This is a genomic window from Gemmatimonadaceae bacterium, assembly GCA_035606695.1.
Taxonomy (GTDB): domain Bacteria; phylum Gemmatimonadota; class Gemmatimonadetes; order Gemmatimonadales; family Gemmatimonadaceae; genus JAQBQB01.
In genome coordinates this window covers 122,179-140,110 of the sequence record DATNEW010000001.1, presented here as the reverse complement: position 1 = coordinate 140,110, position 17,932 = coordinate 122,179, and the positions used below count along the sequence as shown (strand labels likewise).

General features: G+C 65.3%; 18 protein-coding genes. 10 read left to right on the top strand and 8 right to left on the bottom strand.

The genetic code is table 11. The features are described from left to right. Positions 1–120: 120 nt before the first annotated feature. Positions 121–534 (bottom strand): hypothetical protein, encoded by a 414-nt coding sequence (locus VN706_00620; GenBank protein ID HXT14098.1) that lies wholly within the window; start codon positions 532–534, stop codon positions 121–123. A 128-nt stretch (positions 535–662) separates the two neighbouring features. On the opposite strand from VN706_00620, the gene VN706_00615 reads away from it, so the two are divergent. Beyond that, positions 663–2,441 carry a DEAD/DEAH box helicase gene (locus VN706_00615; GenBank protein ID HXT14097.1) on the top strand — a complete coding sequence of 593 codons (1,779 nt, stop codon included), beginning with the start codon at positions 663–665 and terminating at the stop codon, positions 2,439–2,441. Between the two features lie 24 nt (positions 2,442–2,465). On the opposite strand, the gene VN706_00610 is transcribed toward VN706_00615, so the two are convergent. Beyond that, a complete protein-coding gene (locus VN706_00610) occupies positions 2,466–3,047 on the bottom strand; it encodes a peroxiredoxin family protein (protein HXT14096.1) in 582 nt (193 codons plus the stop codon). 50 nt (positions 3,048–3,097) lie between these two features. On the opposite strand from VN706_00610, the gene VN706_00605 reads away from it, so the two are divergent. The 4 genes from VN706_00605 to VN706_00590 all read left to right on the top strand — a co-directional run bounded on the left by VN706_00605 (position 3,098) and on the right by VN706_00590 (position 6,761). After that, the gene (locus VN706_00605; protein HXT14095.1) at positions 3,098–3,577 is read left to right on the top strand and encodes a GNAT family N-acetyltransferase; all 480 of its coding nucleotides are present in this window, start codon (positions 3,098–3,100) and stop codon (positions 3,575–3,577) included. A gap of 37 nt (positions 3,578–3,614) precedes the next feature. After that, positions 3,615–6,038 carry an ABC transporter permease gene (locus tag VN706_00600; GenBank protein HXT14094.1) on the top strand — a complete coding sequence of 808 codons (2,424 nt, stop codon included), beginning with the start codon at positions 3,615–3,617 and terminating at the stop codon, positions 6,036–6,038. Next, the gene (locus VN706_00595) at positions 6,035–6,478 is read left to right on the top strand and encodes a GNAT family N-acetyltransferase (GenBank protein HXT14093.1); all 444 of its coding nucleotides are present in this window, start codon (positions 6,035–6,037) and stop codon (positions 6,476–6,478) included. The genes VN706_00600 and VN706_00595 overlap by 4 nt, the downstream gene beginning before the upstream one ends. A gap of 76 nt (positions 6,479–6,554) precedes the next feature. Further along, positions 6,555–6,761 carry a hypothetical protein gene (locus VN706_00590; protein ID HXT14092.1) on the top strand — a complete coding sequence of 69 codons (207 nt, stop codon included), beginning with the start codon at positions 6,555–6,557 and terminating at the stop codon, positions 6,759–6,761. A gap of 86 nt (positions 6,762–6,847) precedes the next feature. Here the strand turns inward: VN706_00590 and VN706_00585 are convergent, their stop codons facing one another. Genes VN706_00585 through VN706_00570 form a run of 4 tightly spaced genes read right to left on the bottom strand, consistent with a single transcriptional unit; the run spans position 6,848 to position 11,429 of the window. Further along, positions 6,848–8,038 (bottom strand): ATP-dependent DNA ligase, encoded by a 1,191-nt coding sequence (locus VN706_00585; GenBank protein ID HXT14091.1) that lies wholly within the window; start codon positions 8,036–8,038, stop codon positions 6,848–6,850. A gap of 18 nt (positions 8,039–8,056) precedes the next feature. Continuing rightward, the gene (locus VN706_00580) at positions 8,057–8,452 is read right to left on the bottom strand and encodes a hypothetical protein (GenBank protein HXT14090.1); all 396 of its coding nucleotides are present in this window, start codon (positions 8,450–8,452) and stop codon (positions 8,057–8,059) included. Then, positions 8,445–10,556, bottom strand: coding sequence for a DNA ligase D (gene ligD / locus VN706_00575; GenBank protein ID HXT14089.1), 2,112 nt, complete (start codon positions 10,554–10,556; stop codon positions 8,445–8,447). The genes VN706_00580 and ligD overlap by 8 nt, the downstream gene beginning before the upstream one ends. Before the next feature lie 18 nt (positions 10,557–10,574). Beyond that, positions 10,575–11,429, bottom strand: a complete 855-nt coding sequence (locus VN706_00570; GenBank protein ID HXT14088.1) for a Ku protein — start codon at positions 11,427–11,429, stop codon at positions 10,575–10,577. A gap of 574 nt (positions 11,430–12,003) precedes the next feature. On the opposite strand from VN706_00570, the gene VN706_00565 reads away from it, so the two are divergent. Then, on the top strand, positions 12,004–12,351 hold the full coding sequence (locus VN706_00565) for a hypothetical protein (GenBank protein HXT14087.1): 348 nt from the start codon (positions 12,004–12,006) through the stop codon (positions 12,349–12,351). A 122-nt stretch (positions 12,352–12,473) separates the two neighbouring features. On the opposite strand, the gene VN706_00560 is transcribed toward VN706_00565, so the two are convergent. Then, a complete protein-coding gene (locus tag VN706_00560; protein ID HXT14086.1) occupies positions 12,474–13,382 on the bottom strand; it encodes a hypothetical protein in 909 nt (302 codons plus the stop codon). 236 nt (positions 13,383–13,618) lie between these two features. Here VN706_00560 and VN706_00555 point away from each other — a divergent pair, with 236 nt between their 5' ends. Next, on the top strand, positions 13,619–14,014 hold the full coding sequence (locus tag VN706_00555) for a hypothetical protein (GenBank protein HXT14085.1): 396 nt from the start codon (positions 13,619–13,621) through the stop codon (positions 14,012–14,014). 25 nt (positions 14,015–14,039) lie between these two features. Further along, positions 14,040–14,228, top strand: coding sequence for a hypothetical protein (locus tag VN706_00550; protein HXT14084.1), 189 nt, complete (start codon positions 14,040–14,042; stop codon positions 14,226–14,228). Positions 14,229–14,268: 40 nt separating this feature from the next. Here the strand turns inward: VN706_00550 and VN706_00545 are convergent, their stop codons facing one another. Next, positions 14,269–14,679 carry a hypothetical protein gene (locus VN706_00545; protein HXT14083.1) on the bottom strand — a complete coding sequence of 137 codons (411 nt, stop codon included), beginning with the start codon at positions 14,677–14,679 and terminating at the stop codon, positions 14,269–14,271. Between the two features lie 179 nt (positions 14,680–14,858). On the opposite strand from VN706_00545, the gene VN706_00540 reads away from it, so the two are divergent. After that, entirely contained in the window at positions 14,859–15,221 is a 363-nt protein-coding gene (locus VN706_00540) for a helix-turn-helix transcriptional regulator (GenBank protein ID HXT14082.1), read from the top strand. Further along, positions 15,218–17,929, top strand: coding sequence for an ABC transporter permease (locus tag VN706_00535; GenBank protein HXT14081.1), 2,712 nt, complete (start codon positions 15,218–15,220; stop codon positions 17,927–17,929). Before VN706_00540 ends, VN706_00535 begins: the two co-directional genes overlap by 4 nt. Positions 17,930–17,932: the final 3 nt, after the last annotated feature.

Genomic DNA, 17,932 nt, shown 5'->3' with positions numbered 1-17,932 from the left:
CCTGGGCGCTACCCGACAGATAGTGTGACGAGCAACACCGCGCGCCGCAACCGCGGAGTTGGGGCGCGCCCAACTCCGCGATCCTCGGCGCCGAAGACGCCGAGGTCCTGCTGTTCTTGCTTACGGCTTCTTCGCCTGCTCCTTCGCGCTCTTTCCCGCCTTGGTCAGACTGTCGTGTGCCGCTGACGACGCTTTCTTGACGCTGTGCTTCACTTTCCGGCCGGTCGTCTTGCTCGCGCTGCTGACGGACTTGGCCGCTTTCCCGACGTCGCCGCCGACCTTGTGAACCCCCGTGGCGTTCCCAGCCGCGGTCTTCGTGTCGTTGCCGGCAGTCGTCAGCGCATCATGCGCTTTCGACGCGTCGCGATGCACTTCGGCCTTGGTGTCGCGGCCGGCCTTCTTCACCGTGCTGCTCACGTCGTGCGCGACCTTGTTGAGACCGCCAGGCTTCTTGCCGGTCGTGTCCTGCGCGTGCAGCGGCAGCGCAAACGCGCCCATCACGACCGCCGCAACCCACAATGAACGTGCTCGCATGCTAATCTCCGTTCGGATTGGAAGTTCTACTTTGGCCCTCTTGCACTGAACTGTCTTCTCGCGCTGTACTTGCAAGAGATGGACGCACGCTCGTGCGGCCCAGGCCGCTGCATACGCTAAGATTCATCATGAACGACACCACCAGCAGCTCCGATAATTCGCCCGACTCGACCGCCGACGGGGCATTCCTCAGTCTCGGACTCGATCCCGCGCTCGTCGCCGCCGTCGCCTCGCTCGGCTACGAAGAACCCACCGACATTCAGCGCGAAGCAATTCCGCCACTCATCGCCGGCCGCGACGTGCTCGGCCAGGCCGCGACCGGAACCGGGAAGACCGCCGCATTCGCCCTGCCGCTGCTGCATCGCATTGGACGATTCGACGGCGATGAACCCGCGGTGCGTGGACTCATCCTCGTGCCCACGCGCGAGCTCGCGATGCAAGTCGCCGAAGCGGTGCACAAATACGGGCGTCAGCTCGGCATTCGCGTATTGCCCATCTACGGCGGTCAGGCAATGCAGCAACAGTTGCGCGCGCTCAAGCGCGGCGTCGACGTCGTCGTCGCCACACCCGGCCGCGCGCTCGACCACATTCGTCGGCGCACCCTGCGCCTGGACGCGGTGCAGATGGTCGTGCTCGACGAAGCCGACGAGATGCTCGACATGGGATTCGCCGAGGACCTCGATGCGATCCTGGGCGAGCTGCCCGAGGTGCGGCAGACCGCGCTCTTCTCGGCCACGATGGCGCCGGCGATTCGCGCGATTGCCAGCCGGCATCTCAAGGAGCCGGAGCTGGTCACGATCGCGCGCGAGCGCGTCGCGCCCGGCGAAGCCCCGCGAGTGAGAGAAGTCGCATACGTCGTGCAACGCCGGCACAAGGTACCGGCGCTCGCGCGCGTTCTCGACATGGAAGCGCCGACGTCGGCCATCGTGTTCTGTCGCACGCGCACCGAAGTCGACGAGCTCACCGAAACCCTCGGCGGCCGGGGATATCGCGCCGAGGCGTTGCACGGCGGCTTGTCGCAGGAGCAGCGCGATCGTGTGATGCGCCGCTTTCGCGATGGCACGTCGGAGCTCCTCGTCGCGACCGACGTCGCGGCGCGCGGACTCGACATCGAGCACGTCTCGCACGTCGTGAACTTCGACGTGCCCTCGTCGCCCGATGCGTACGTGCATCGCACCGGACGCACTGGACGAGCCGGTCGTGAAGGCGTCGCGATCACGCTCGCCGAAGCGCGCGAGCATCGGCTGCTTCGCAACATCGAGCAGCTGACCAAGCGCAAGATCTCGATCGAATCGGTGCCGACCGTCACCGACCTGCGTGCGCGGCGCATGGAGCTGACGCGCTCATCGCTCGAGGAATTGCTCGTCGGCGGCGAACTGGATGGCTATCGCAGCGTCGTCGAGTCGCTTGCTGAAGAGTACGACGTGCTCGACGTCGCGGCCGCGGCGGTGAAGCTGGCGGACGAAGCCGGCGAACCCGCCGAGACGAACGATGAGGAAATTCCAAACGCGTTCGTCCCGCGTCGAGACGAGCGGCCGCGGCGCGATCGTGATCGTGAGGCGCCACGCGGCGATCGTGCGACGCGTGCGCCTCGTGAAGAACGACGCGGCGAGCGAGAGGAGCGGCCGCGCCGCGGTCGTGTGCGCGGTGAGCGAAGCGCCGGCGGTGACGTGGCGCGCGTGTTCGTCGCGCTCGGCCGCAACTCGGGCGTGCGTCCGGCGGACCTCGTCGGCGCGATCGCGAATGAAGCCGGCATCGACTCGCGATCGATTGGCGCAATCGAGATCGCCGATCGGTTTTCATTGGTCGAAGTGCCCGACGACGCCGCGGACGACGTCATTCGGGCACTCAAGGGCACGACCATTCGTGGAAAGAAAGTGCTCGCTCGCCGGGATCGCGACGCGTGATGCGTCGCGATCCCGGCTGGTGCATCACTCGCCTTTCGCCTTCTTGATCTCCGCGGCCAGCTTGTCGTAGCCGTCCTGAGCGAGCGGATTGAAGCGTCCGTCGGTGTACGCGATCTTGCCGTCCTTGCCGATCACGAACACGGTGCGACGGAAGTACGGACGCGCCGGGTTCGGACTCTGCGAGCCGAACTTCGTGGCGAGCTCGCTCTTCGTGTCGGCGATCATGGCGAACGGAAAGTGCGCATCCTTCGCCCAGCTGGCGTGTGAGCCGAGGCTGTCGACCGACGCGGGCAGGACGACGACGCCCTCACCGAACAACGACTTGTAGTCATCGCGGAACTTCGAGAGCTCGGCGGTACATCCGCCGGAGCGATCGAGCGGATAGAACGCGAGGACGACGACCTTGCCGTGCAGTGCGGAGAGCGAGACCGGAATCGCTTTGCCGGTCGAGTCGGTTGCGGTCGCCGAGAAATCCGGCGCGGCCTGTCCGATTGCCGGCATGGCGGCAGCGGCCTGGCCGGCTTGAGTCTGCGCACCGGCGCGAACGCCGGCGACGAGTGACAGCGCGACCGCCGAGCGGAAGGCCGTGCGGATGAGCGAATGCATGATGTACCTCAGTTGCAGAGACGGGGAGGACCAGCCGAACATAAGCTACAATGAATCCGCCAAAGTCTCGCGCCGTTCGCCGCGCTACCCCGGATGACGCCCCCGTGCTGTCACGCTTTCGTTACGCGTTTCGCTCGCGGCGGCATTCGGCGACCGAGCCCGAAAACGATTTCGTCGCACGTACCGCCCAATGGATGCGCCCCCGCCTCGGCGCCGATTCGCGTTGGCGCGTCTGGCTGCTCGAGGACGAGGGAAAGCCGATCGGCAACATCTGGCTGCAGATGATCGAGAAGATCCCGAACCCCGGGGTCGAGTCGGAGCTCTACGGATACATCTCGAACTTCTATGTCGAGCCGGCGCACCGTAATACCGGTGGTGGAAGCCTGCTCTTGTCCGCCGCCCTCGACGAATGCCGCCGCTTTCACGTCGGCAGCGTGTTTCTCTGGCCGTCGGATGAGAGCCGCCCGCTCTATCTGCGCAACGGCTTCGCGGCTGCCGATCGCATGTTGCTGAAGGACATGCTCCCCTGAGATGACAATTGGTTGGAACGCGCGCATCTTCAGTCCCATGCGCCTGTCTCGCCAAGACGTTCGGCTCGCGGTTCGATCGTTCGCGCGCCAGCCGGGCTTTACTGTCGTCGCGATCCTGTCGCTCGCGCTCGCGATCGCGCTGAACACGACGATGTACAGCGTGCTCGATGCGATGATCCGGCCCAATCTCGACGCGCGCGAGCCCGGCCAGCTCTACTCGGTCATCTACTGGGGCGACATTCACGGACATCTCGACGATCGCGGCCGGAGCCAGCTGCTGCGATCATCACCGGTCGTCGAAGCCGACGCCCACGTGGGCGTCGAGAATGGTCTGGCGTCAGGCGTTGAATTCGGCGAACACTACGCGAAGTCGTCCGTCATGCAGGTGTCGCCCGATTTATTCACGATGCTCGGCACCCGCGCGAAACGCGGCCGGCTGTTCGTCACCGAGGATGAAACTGACGCCGCGCGCCCGGTCATCATCACTGAGCGTTTCGCCGCGGCGCTGAGTCCCGACTCGGCGTTCCCGATCGGCGCGCGCCTCTTGATCGACGGCGAGCACCGCCCGGTCATCGGCATCATCGGCAACAACACCATTCCGGGGATGCGAAACACCGGTGTCGTGTCGGTGACGACACCATCACCGCTTGCCGGAAACCTCATCCGCGTCCGCCACGGCATTTCGGTGGAACAAGCTCAGCAAGCCGCGGCAGTTCTCTCGCTGCGGTTCGCGACGCTCGCCGGCGAGGCGCCCACGGGCGCGCGCGTCCAATTCAAGCAGGCGATCAAATCACAGTTCGCTCCTCAGGCCTTTCACCTGGCGCTCGCCGCCGCGGTTCTCGCCGTGCTGCTCGTCGCGTGCGCGAATCTCGCGAACTTGCAACTCGCGCGCGGCATCGGCCGTGCGCGCGAGCTTGCCGTGCGCGCCGCCCTCGGCGCGTCGCGCGCCGACATCATCCTGCAGCTTCTGGTCGAGAGTGCGTTGCTGGCGTTGGCGGGTCTCATGGCGGGTGTGCTGCTCACGTTTTGGGGCGTGCACATCCTGCAGTCGAGCGTCCCGCCGAGCATCGCCGATTACGTCGTTCGTCCGCAGATCAGTTGGCGAGTATTCGCGTTTGCGATTGTCGTTGCATGCGTCACGGTGCTGCTGATTGGTCTCGTCCCGGCCATTCGCGTGTCGCGTGTGGACCCGAATACGCTACTGAAATCGAGCGCGGGAACCGGCGCGCTCAAACGCAACCGGCGGCAGTACGGCATCATGGTCGCCGCGGAGATTGCGTTGGCGCTCGCACTGCTGAGCGGTGCGTCGCTCGTCGCGCGCACGGCGGTCGAAGTGCGGTCGCTCGATGTGGGATACGACCCTCGGCCGCTTTCTATCGCGATGCTGTACATGCGCGCGCCGCAGAAGGACACCAGCATTCGTCTTCTTCCGTTCACGAACGACGTCACTGCGCGACTGCAGAGCCTTCCGGATCTCGCCGCCGTCGCGATGTGGACCCCAGCGGCACCAGAAAAGCGCGCGATCACGGTCGACGAGCACGGTCCATCGCCACGCGAGCTCCCGACGCTGTTGCTGAGCTACAAAGTCGTCACGCCGAACTACTTCCGCACGCTCGGCCTGCGCGTGACGCGCGGGCGGGACTTCCTCGATGGGGCAGCTGCCGTCAGCGAGGTAATCATCGACGAGCACACGGCACACGGATTGTTTCCAGGTGCGGATCCCGTCGGCAAGCAGATCAAGCTCGGCGCATTCGAGACGCAAGCACCGTGGCTGCGCATCGTGGGCGTCGTGCCGAACGTCGATGATCTCGACAAATTGATCATGTACCGGCAAATGCCGCGGTCGAGCAAAGTCGGAGACATCTATCGTGTAGCGACGACGAACGACAGCCTCGTAGTGCACGCACGCTGGTCGTATGAAGGCGTCGAGGTATTGGTGCGTACGTCCGGCAGTTCTGATCGGACACCGGTCGCGCTCAAGCGGTACCTGATCCCGAATGGTCTCACGCGCTACGTCGAGACGGAGTCGCGCGAGGAAGAGTTGGGCATCCGCCGCGAGCGCGAGCGCCACGACTTCGTCGCCTCGGTCTTCATCACCTTCGCGGTACTTGGCGTCGCGCTGGCTGCGCTCGGGATCTACGGCATCGTCGCGCACTCCGTCGTCGAACGCACGCGCGAGCTCGGGGTCCGCATCGCGCTCGGTGCGACCACGCAGAACATTCTTTACGCCGTGCTGCGCGAAGGCAACGTCGTCGCGCTCACCGGCGTCGCGGTGGGGCTTTATCTCACCAAGGACACGGCCAGCTGGCTGCATGCCTTCATCTTCGAAGACGACGAGTACAGTGCGCCGCTCTTTGCCGCGGTCGCGGTGATTCTGTTTGTCGTCGCGGTCGTCTCCGCGCTCATCCCCGCACTCCGCGCAACGCGCATCGACCCTGTAGAGTCCCTTCGCTCCGAATGAACGATCGCGTCGTCGAAGACCGTCGCGGCGACCTGCTGTTGTCCACCGATCGCACGCGGATCGACGTGAATGCCGTGTTGGCCTGGCTGCACGCCTCGCACTGGGGTTGGTCCATGACCCGGGAGTTGCTCGAGCGCGCGATCGAGAACTCCATGTGTGTCGCCGTCTACCGGGACGCGGAACAACTGAGCTTCCTCCGCGTCGTGACCGATCTGTCGACCTTCGCGTATTTCACGGACGTCATCGTCGCGGAATCGGCGCGAGGGCAGGGGCTGGGTTCGTGGATGGTGGAGGCGGTGTTGACGCATCCGGACCTGCAGGGCCTCAGGCGATTCGCCCTTCTCACCCGCGACGCACAGGGTCTCTACGAACGCTTCGGTTTTTCGGCCACGGACTTGTCCGCTTCGACCTACATGGAACTGCGCCCCCCAAGGCGATAGTTTCCACCGCGCAGCAGCCTCGAAGCAGCGTCACCGCGGCCTGAGAGCGCCTTCAATCCACATCACCGGAGGATGGATGACTGCCAAGCTGGACAAGACGATCAAGCGCGAGCTCGAAATCGACGGCAAGACGTACACGATCGCCATCGGCCCCGATGGGCTGAAGGTGACGGAAAAGGGCCGTCGCAACGGCCCCGAATTGTCGTGGCGCTCGATCATCAGCGGCGATGCGTCGCTGAACGAGAACCTCAAGATCTCCGTCGACGCGTCGTCGGATCAGTGAACACGGCGGCGCGCGCCCGCGCGTCCGTCGACAAAAACCAACACAGCTCGGCGCTCAACGTCTCGACCGCGATCCGCAGGGCATCATCACCCTGCGGCGCGGGAAGGCTTGCCGGCGGGAGCGCGGCGTCCGCTCCCGCGGCGCGCGGACGTCTGCCGCGCGTGTTGTGTATGCCCCCTCCCGCGCGCGTTCGACTTTCCGCGCGCGGCCCCTCCAGAGACTCCTCGCCGCTCGGCATCGCGTTGCCCCCCGTTCAATCCGTTTTTCGCCTCGCGTCGCGCCTCCGCGACTTGAGACATCCGGCATTGCTTCGGCGCCTTGTCCGGACGCCAGCGCAAAAACTTGGTCCCGTGCCGGAATCGTCCGCTCGTGAAGTGATCGTACTCGACTTCGACCACGAGTGACGGTTCGAGCGCTTCCCATTCGCTGGACCGCTTCGTCGACCACCGGCTTGGACCGCCGGGCGCCCGCCCGGTGAAACCTTCGCCGCCGCGCAATCGCTCCACGATCGGCGTGAATTGCTTGCGCTCCTCCCCGGTGAAGCTCGACGTGAAGCCGACATGGTGCAGAATCCCATCATCGTCGTAGAGGCCCAGGAGAAACGAGCCGACGACCTTGCCCTTCGTTGCATAGCGAAAACCGCCCACGACGCAATCTGCGGTCCGCTTTCGCTTGATCTTGACCATCCCGGTGCGCTCGCCCGTGGCGTACGCGAGGTCCGTGCGCTTCGCCATCACGCCGTCCGTGCCCGACTGCCCGGCGAGCCACTTCTTCGCCTCGGCGTAGTCCCGCGTTGCCGGGCTCAGCGAAATACTGTGGTTTTTCGCGAAGTTCGCTCGAGCGAACGTCTCGAGACGCTCACGCCGTTCAGCGAGCGGCTCGTCCGTCAGATCGGTGCCGCGCGCGTCGACGAGCAGGTCGAACACGAGCAGCGTGGCCGGCGTTTCCTGCGACAGGCGCGTGACGCGACTCTCGGCCGGATGAATGCGCTGCAAGAGGGCATCGAACGAGAGGCCGGCGACGTCGGGCACCACGATCTCACCGTCCACCACGAAGCGCTTCGCCTTGAGCGAGCGCAGCGCCTCGACCAGCTCCGGAAAATACCGCGTCAGTGATTGGCCGGACTTCGAGCGAAGTTCAACGGTTTTATCATTACGGAACGCTAAACACCGAAAGCCGTCCCATTTGGGCTCGTACTGCCAGTCGTCGCCGCGCGGCAGCTCGGCGACGACGCGTGCCTCCATCGGCTCGTATCCCGGCTTGATCGGCAGCGTCACGCGTGCGTCATCCGGCCGCTAGTCGTCGTCTTCGACACCGTCGTGCGCCGCCGTGCGGCGATCTTCGACGTCGCGCAAGCGAATCGTCCCCGCCGAGGCGCGCGCTTCGAGCGACAATTCCGTTTGGGCGGTCGGTAAGCCTTCGCCGCCGTGGGCCAGCATCGTCATGCGGTGCTGAAACCGCAGGAAGCGCACCGGCGCACGCAGACTGTCGCGCGGCGCGCGCGACAGGAACAGCAGTTCCTCGCGCACATCCCGCGGGAGATGCGTCGCCGTGCGCTTGCGGAGCAGCGCGGTCACGCGCATGGCGTCGCGCTGCATCAGCGCACGCTCGATCTCGTCGAGGTACGTCAGGAGCGAACGCAGGGCCGTCACGGCGCGCCGCGACCGCCGTGCGGCAGAGGGTTCAGCCACGCGCGCCTCCAACGGCTGTGAGCTTCGTGCGCGTTGACCGCTTCGAGTCCTTTTTCCAGTCCGTTGAACTCTTCGACGTGTCGAGCATGCCCTCGAGCCGATTGGGTGCCTTCATCGCCCTCGCCCAGAGGTCGCCGCGCCTGGCGACCCGCTCGGGAATGGTGTCGATGGTGAACGCGGTCGGATCGAGATCCTCGGTGAGCTCCGCCCACTCGAGCGGCGTCGAGACCGTGGCGCGCGGTTGCGCGCGCACGGAATAAACACCGGCCACGGTCTTTCCGCGAATGTTCTGCAGAAAATCCACGTAGACCGCGCCCGGCGCACGCTGACCCACCCGGCGTTCGACGGTCGCGAGTTTGGGAACGCGCCGGGCCACTTCGATCGCGATGACTTCAGCGACGGTGCGCGCCGCATCGTTCGACGCCCCGGGCCCCAGCGGCAGTACGATGTGAATGCCGCTCGCCCCCGACGTCTTCGGCACCGCGCGCAATCCAAGTTGGTCGAGCACCTCCTTCACCACGCAGGCGACCTGCACGACGCGCCTGAACGGTGCCTTCGGGCCCGGGTCGAGATCGACGATCGAATAGTCGGCGTATTGAATCGATCCCACACGTGAGTGCCAGGGATCGACCGAGATGGCGCCCAGCTGCACGAGATAGAGCAGCGTGGCGAGGTCGCGCCCGACGAGACGGTCCGCCGTGGTCAATCCCTCGTCCGACACCGACTCCACGCGCACGGATCGCGGCGCGTCTGCCGGTGCCTTCTGCTGGTAGAACGCCTTGCCGTCGATGCCGCCCGGAAAACGCTTCATCACGAGCGGCCGGTCGGCGATTGCCGGCAGCAGATAGGGCGCCATGCGCGCGTAGTAGCGCATCAGATCGCCTTTCGTGCGCTTGACCCTGGGGAAGAAGATCTTGTCGAGATTAGAAATCTCTAATTCGCCCGTCGGCAGGTCGAGGATGCCGGAGCCGCCCGCGTCTTCGATCGCGCGGAGCTTGCCCACGATGGCATCCTGAGCGGCGCGCGCAGCGCGCACCGAAGGACCCCCGTCCCGACGGAGGAGCTCTCCTCGGCGCACCGGGGTCCTTCGCTCGCTGTGCTCGCTCAGGACGACGGGCTTCTCCTTTTTCACAGCACGCGGATCCTTGTCGTCGCGCATGCCGAGATACACCGGCTGCCGCAGCTTTCCATCCGCGGTCCATTCGTTGAACTTGATCTCGACCACGATCTCCGGCTTCGTCCAATGCGCCGGTTGATTCGTGCGAAAGCGCGTCGAGAATGGCGACGTCGCGCGCTCGATCCGCGCGAGCCGCTTGTACATCTCGGCCAGCGATTTCCGCGTGAACCCGGTGCCCGTATGTCCCGCGTACACGAAATCGCCGCCGTCGTAGAAGCCAAGCAGAATGGCGCCGATGTGCTCGCGCGAGTTGCGCGGTTCGGTCCATCCGCCAATCACGAATTCCTGCCGCCGCTCGATCTTGAGCTTGCGCCAGCTCGTCGAGCGCCGTCCCGCTTCGTACGGCGCGTCCGCCCGCTTGGCGATGATGCCTTCCCAATCGTGCTCACGAGCGGCGCGCAGCATCGCTTCACCGTCGTCGGAAACGTCACTGAGCCGTAACGCGCTGGAACGACCACCCGGGGGAAGGAGGAGCTCGGCGAGATGCTTCCGCCGAACGCGCCACGGCTCAGTGACCAACGATTGGTTTCCGTCGAGCAACAGGTCGAACACCATCAACGCGGCCGGCGTCGCCGATCGATGTCCTTCGATCGCGGTGCGGTCGCTCACATGCATGCGGCTTTGCAGCTCCTGAAACCGCAGCGGCGCGTCGCCCTGCATGACGACGACCTCGCCGTCGAGGACGAACGGCCGCTTGACCGTGCGATGCAACGCCCGCAACGCATCCGCGATCTCCGGAAACGAATGCGTCTTGTCCAATCCATTCCTGCTGATCAACGCCACGTCGCCGCGCGCGGCTTTCCCCCGTCCGGTGCCCGTGACGAATGCGAGAACGCGAATGCCGTCGTACTTCGGCTCGAAGACCCATCCGTCGCCAGCGGGAATCTCACTCCCGACGCTGGCGAGCATGGGACTCACGGCCTTCATGCTGCTCTCATACGGCGCTCATGCAGACTTACGCCGCGTCGCGCGTTTGGCCTTGTGCGAGGTTTTTCGCCCACCGCCCACCGCTCGACGCCCATCGCGCTTGCCCATCTCGAGGCTCTCCTGCAGGCGCGCCATGAGATCGACCACCTGCGTCGTCTCGCGCTCCTCCGGCTCCTCCACCTCGATCTTCTTTCCCTTCATCTTGGCCCTGATGATCTTCATCAGGTTGTCGTGATAGTCGTCGGTGTACTTCGCCGGGTCGAATGCCGTCGACAGGTTCTCGACGAGCTGCTGCGCCATCTTGAGCTCCTGCGGGCGCACGCCGGCGTCGGACGGAAAGCTGAAGTCGCCGACGTCTACCAGCTCGTCCCCAAAGCGCATGATCTCCAGCACGATCGCGTCGCCCACCGCTTTCACCCCGGCGAGATGCAGCGAGTTCGATCGCATCGTGATCTTGCCGATGCCCACCATGCTCGACTGCTTGATCGCCTCGCGCAGAAGCGCGTACGCCTTCTCGCCGCCCTTCTGCGGCACGACGTAGTACGGCGTCTCGAAGTAGCGCGGATCGACCTCGTCGGTCGCGACGAAGTCCATGATCTCGATGGTCTTCGTCGATTCGATCGCCGCGGCCTTGAAGTCCTCGTCCGTGAGTACCACGAACTTGCCCTTCGTGTACTCATAGCCTTTGACGATGTCCTTCCAATCGACCGCTTCGTCTTCCTTCTGACACACGCGCTCGTACTTGATCGGCGACAAGTCCTTCTTATGTAACAGCCGGAAGCTGACGCGCTCCTTGCCTTGGACGGCGGAGTACAGCCGGACCGGAATGTTCACGAGTCCAAAGGTCAACGCTCCCGTCCAGATTGGCCGCATCGTCGCTCCGTTGAGTTGTTCGCGCCGTCGGGTTACGCGGTGCTCACGCCCATCACCCAACGCCCACCGACCAACGCAAGCGCGGTGCTATCAACAGTGTTTCCACATCATCGTGTGGATAGCGTGGATTTCTCGACAACAAATCGACAGCCAATCGACACCGAGCACGACATCAGAACGGTTATTTCTCGACGTCAAAACGCCTCGATTTTTTTGACCAAAAAGCGACGAAAAAGCGCCGCTTTTTTTGTGCGCGGATTGCGCCTTTTTCGCTCGGCCGATTTTCGGTCGTGCACATCTGTCCACAGGCGTTTTCCACAGACCTCGGCCGATGCTTACCTGTGATGGCCCGCAGACTTAGCTCGTTATCGACATTCGTCCACATTAGCTATCCACAGTAATGACAACGACTTATGGAAAACTTTCCCATTGCGTTTCGTTTCTGGCGCTTCTAGGTTGCCGTCCCCGCACCTGAACCGCGTGCGACGCGCGCCGAGAATGTGATGCGCGAATCGAGCGGTTCCGGGGCGCCAAAGATTCCAACGTACGTCAAGCACTTCGGCTCCCAATCCACATGCATCTCGTCAGCTGCGCCACTCCACAGGAACCGCTCGAAGCCGCGCCTCGCACGGCGCTGCTCGCGGACTTGACCGAGGGCGAGCGATGGGAAGGCTTCTGGTCCTCTGACGACGCCTACTTCGTGCGCTGCACGAAAGAGAGCGGCGACGTCAATTGGTACCGCCTCGCCGACGACGAAGCGGCTCGCCCGAAAGCCAAGCCCGCGACACGCGTACTGGCATTTCCCACGAGTGGGCGCATGCAGACGCGCGTCGTCGTCGCGCAATCACCAAGCGGGCGGCGGATGTTGGTTGGAAACGCGGGCCGGAGCGGTGGTTCGCCGCCGCGCAGGACTGCTGAGTGACTCACGTGCCGCGCGCCCGGAACGCGCGCGCGCGTGAGTCAGCGCGAGCGTTAGCCAGCGCGTTAGCCAGCGCGTTAGCCAGCGCGTCACCCAGCGCGTCACCCAGCGCGTCAGCTAACGCGTCAGCGAGACTCGGGCAACAGCTCGAGTTGCGCGGTGCGCTGCGCGACGACGCGGCGCGATGCCTCGTACAGCCAATCGAAACTCGCGTCGAGACGGGGATCTCCACCCGCGGCATCGCGCGCGAGCGTGAAGTGGCTGTACAACCGGCTGACGACGCGCTCGGGCTCACCGTGCAGGCGAAAGAGCAACAGCTCGGTCGCGGCTTCGGTGAGATGGAACAGCGTGAACATGTAGAAGCGCATGCGCGTTTCGTCGGCCGGGTCGACCGTGGTGAAGAACGCGGGCTCGCGCAGGGGACGGTCCTCGCGAATCGACGCGACGATCTCCATGGCGTGCTCGAGGCCCGAGGGTCCGGCGCCGCGCAGCACGTGCGTCCACACCTCGACCACGCGGCGCAGCAGCGCCACGTCCCAGCGCGCGTCGTCTTCGCGCTCGGGGAAGAGCGTGGCGTGATGCGCGCGCAGCCAGTGACGGAATTCGCTTTGTTTGTTGCCGAGTTGCGCGAGTCCCGCGAGCAGCAGCGTGCGATAGAGGGCGACGATGCGCTCGTCGGATTCCATCGGCAGCGCCGCGGTCAGGATGAACGCGCGATCGGCGCCGGCCTCGATGTGCGCGGCACGCTGGGCTTCCTGCTCGGGACTGAGCAGGGCGGCGGGCGACGCGGCGCCCTCGAAGTCGAGCCATTCGCTGGCCGCAATGACGTACGCGCCGGCCAGCGGCACCACGAAGTCCGGCGGAGACTCGGCGCCGCTCATCGCGCCGCTCACCGCATCGCCGCCGCCAAGCCGTGTGAGAATGCTCATCCCGTACTGAATCGCCGCCGCGCGATCTTCGGGCGTGACGACCTTGACCGCCCAGTGGCGGTCGAGCGTGTCCAGCGCGTTCGGGGTAAGCGGGCTACCGGTCATGTCGTGATGGGAACCATGTGCGAAGGGCGTACCGATGGAATTACCGGGATTTCGCACACCCCTCTGACGGCCACGTTCCGAATCAGTAACACCTTGCGACTAAGGTCCGATGTGGAGCGCCCTCGAGGTTCTCGATGCTAGAGCCCAATGCGCGCCGCCGGCTCCGTCTCGTCGCTGCTACGTCTCGCGATCCCGAATTAGTGAACGACCTGCTTCAAGCTCTAGGGGAAGATCGGATGTCCTTCGTTCCGAGTGCGGACTTGCTGCGAGACATCGCCTTGTGCGCGGCATGCACCCAGGACGCGAACCGTACGCGCCGCGCCGGACTGTGCGACGATCATCGCGCGCGCTGGAATCTCGAAGCATGCATGGCCGACGCGGCCGAGGCGTCCGAGACGGCGTCGCTCCAGCATCTCGTGCAGGACCTGCTCAACTCGCCCGACTCCGGCGCACAGCTGCTGTCGGCGTTCGACCGGCAGCGCCGCGCGTTGCGTCTGGTGCTCGAGGCACATGCCCGCGGTGCGGTGCGGCTGCCCGAGAGCATCGCGCGCACGGTGGAGCGCGCGTGCACGACCGGCCCACGTTTTCTAACCGGCGGAGTGTCTCGCTCCGCCAAACAGGTGGCGAGCTAGCTCGCCTTTGAGGGAGGGACGCCTGATGATTCAGGTCAAGTGTGTTGGCGGCGAGTGCAATGGGCTCACCGTTCGGGTCGAGCCGCAACCGACGTATTACGAGGTCGTGGATCCGCGCAATCCGCTCAAGCGCGATTACTACATCCTCGAAGTGGGGCAGTGGGGCGCACGGCTCGTTCCCGAGTCGACGGCGGAGTGGAGAGCGCGCGTTTAGCGCGTCCTTCGTGTTGCCTTAGGGTCGGTTTCGTGCTGGTTTACGCGGCGTTCTCGTACTCTTCGATCGCCCACTCCAGCACTTCCGCCTCGAGCCATCCCCCGTCGGATTGAATCGCGCCGGCGTGCTCCAGCAGCTCGATCATCGAGCGCGTGTGGCGCAGGACGTTCGATAACGGTTCCTTCATGGTGCGGAGCGCAACGACGAACTCACGCACCTGCGCGCGAAACGCGTCCCGCGCGGCGCGCACTTCGCGAATCGCCTCGCGAGCCTCGATCACGGTGTCGCGGACCTCAACGGGCCAGTCGAGAAGCAGGTTGTGCCGCGCCATGAGCGCGAGCTGCTCCTTTTCGACGACCTTGAGCTCCTGATAGCGCCGCGCCGAGTTGGCGATGTCTGGCGGCACCAGACTGAACTCGTCCTCGCGACGGGCGCGCTGCGGGAGAACCATCGTCGACCCTCCAAAGAGCCATTTGTACCGAAGCGATCATTATCGGTGCATCCCGTCGCGCTCCGCAAGAGCATTTACGGTCCAGCCCGTCCGAGTTTCCCGGACCGGCGCCAACCATTCTGGCCATTTCGGTGTCGAATGCATATAGTCGAAATGACTATATCCGTCTCCCAGCCGACATGCCCGCACACCCCCCGTTTACCTCGCAGCTCCCACTGAAGCCCGTCGAGCTGCTCGTACTCACCATGCTCTCGGCCGGCGACCGCCACGGCTACGGCATTCGCCAGGACATCATCGAGCACACCAACGGCTCGATCGAGCTCGAGGCGGGAAACCTGTATCGCACCATCCGTCGCCTCGAAGCCGACGGATTGATCGACGAGTCCGAACGTCGCCCGTCTTTCGCCGACGACGACGAGCGGCGACGCTACTATCGCCTGACACCGTTCGGCCGCCGCGTCCTCGCCGCGGAGCTCGAGCGGCTGCGCGCGCTCATCGAGCTGGGCGTTCGCCGAAAAATCATTTCGCCGGCGCCGGCATGACGGGACGCGGCGACCCGGCGCGCGCTCCGGGCGAGCGAGTGTATCGGATGCTGCTGCGCTTGTATCCGCGGTCGTTTCGCGAGCGCTACGCCGCCGACATGATTGCGTTCTACCGCGATCGCGTTGGCCGCGAACGCCGAGGAGTCGGGCGTGCCGCGCGTGCCTGGCTGCAGCTCACGCCCGATCTCGTGTATACGGCGATGAGCGAGCGATTCGCCTGGCTGCATCGAGATCACGACCGCGCTCCGGCAGTGATCCGCTCCTACTCTCACCGACGCGAGAACACGATGTCGATCCTGGGGCAAGATCTTCGATACGCGGCCCGCTCGATGGCGCGGCGTCCGGTATTCAGCATCATCATTCTCGCGACGCTCGCGCTGGGCATCGGCGCGAACGCCGCGATCTTCACAATGGTGAACGCGGTCTTGCTTCGCCCGCTGCCGTTCGAGCATGCGGATCGCATCGTGGATCTTTCGCACGACGCACCGTACGAGAGTGTCTCCGAGCCGGAATTCATCGACTATCAACGCGGAGTGCCCGGACTCGAGAAGCTCGCGGCCTACAGCACGCCGAGTGTCGTGCTGGCGCCGGCGGCTGGTGATCCGGTGCGAACGCGCGCGGCCCGCGTGTCGCGCGACTTCTTCGACGTCGCGCGCGTCAAACCCCTTCGCGGGAGAACGTTCGCCGCCGACGAGTACGCACCGCTCACGCACAGCCGAGTGGCGATCATCAGCCACACGTTGTGGGTGCAGGAGTTCGCGTCGGACGAGCGCGTCGTCGGAAAGACGATTCGAATCAACGACGCACCGTTCACCATCGTGGGCGTGATGCCGGCGACGTATGTGTTCCCCGATCGCGACGCGACGTTGTGGGTGCCCTGGCGGCTCAATCCCGACAGTCTGTGGACTCGCAACAATCACTACCTGCGGCTCGTTGGCCTGATCGCGCCGCACGCAACGCTCGCGCAGGTGCGGACGCAGGTCCGCATGCTCGAGTCGCGGTGGGCGCAGATGTATCCGGAGACTTATGCGGCGGGTAGTCCCGTGAAGGGGATCGTCACGCCGATTCGAGAATTCCTTCTCGGGCCGACGCGCCCGTATCTCCTCGCCCTGCTCGGCGCCGTGGGATTCATTCTGCTGATCGCGTGCGTGAACGTGGCGAACCTGTTGCTGGTGCGCGGCGAAGCGCGGCGAAAGGAAGTCGCCGTGCGCACCGCGCTTGGCGCTTCGAGCGGGCGCATCGTGCGGCAGATGCTCACCGAGAGCATGCTGTTCGCGATGCTTGGCGCCGTAGGGGGCATGGCATTGGCGTGGGCGGGCACGCGTGTGCTTGTAGCGCTCGCGCCGGCCGATCTGCCACGTGTCGACGAGGTGACGATCGATGGCCGGGTTATCGCGTTCACGGCGCTCGTTACACTGCTGACGGGCCTCGTGTTCGGCATCGTGCCCGCGTTGCACGCGCGAAACGGCAACACGGTCGATACGCTGCGCGAAGGCGGCAAGACGACACACATCGCCTCGGGCATCGTGCGCCGTTTGCTGGTCGTCGCGGAAATCACGCTGGCCGTCGTGATGCTGTCCGGCGCCGGGCTATTGATTAGAAGTCTCATAACGCTTCAGGCGATCGATCTCGGCTTCGATCCCGCGGGCGTGACGACGATGCAGGTCACGATGCCGCGCACGTACTCGGACACCGTCTCCGACGGATTCATGCGGCAACTCACGGCGCGCGCCGGAGCATTGCCCGGCGTGTCAGCCGTCGGCGCCGTGGGCGCGCTGCCGATCTCCGGCGCGGACAACACGTGGTCGATCATGGTGGACGGCCACGTCGTGAAGACGATCGCCGAGTCGCCGGGCGCGAACCCCGAGCAGGTGACGCCCGGCTACTTCAAGGCGATGCGCATCGCGCTGGTTCGCGGACGGCTGCTCACCGAGCAGGACCGCATGGACGCGGCCCCGGTCGCGGTGATCAGTGAAGGCATGGCGAAGATGTTGTATCCCGGCGTCGATCCGATCGGCCGCACGCTCAAGATGTTCGGCGACAAGTCGCCATGGGTGACGATTGTCGGCATCGTGCATGACGTGCGCTCGCGCGGCATTCAGCGCGATCCGCCGCCGACGATGTATTTCCCGTACGCGCAATCGGGCATCAGCGCGTACGCGATGCCGAGATCGATGACGCTCGTGGCGCGGTCGGCCGCGAACGACCCGGGACTGGCGAGGCAGATGCGCGCGGTCGTTCGGTCGCTCGACCCACATGTCGCGATCTCGGAAGTCGCGACCATGAATCACGTCGTCGGTGATTCGATCGCGAGCCGCCGATTCGCCACGTTGCTGCTCGGCGGTTTCGCGGCGCTCGCGCTGCTCCTCGCGGGCATCGGGATCTATGGCGTCGTGTCCTTCGGCGTATCGCAGCGCACGTACGAAATCGGTGTACGCGTCGCGGTGGGCGCGACGCCGGGCGCGATCATGCGACTGGTGCTCGCTGAAGGCACGCGCATGGCGGCCGTCGGCTTGCTGTTGGGCATCGCGGGAGCGCTCGTCGTCGATCGATGGCTGCACTCCCTGCTCGTCGGCGTGTCAGGAAGCGATGTCGCAACGCTCGCCGCGGTGACCGCCCTGCTTGGGGTCGTCGCGGCGAGTGCGTGTGCGCTGCCGGCCCGCCGAGCGACAGAGGTCAGCCCGACGGAAGCGTTGCGAAACGGCTAGCGG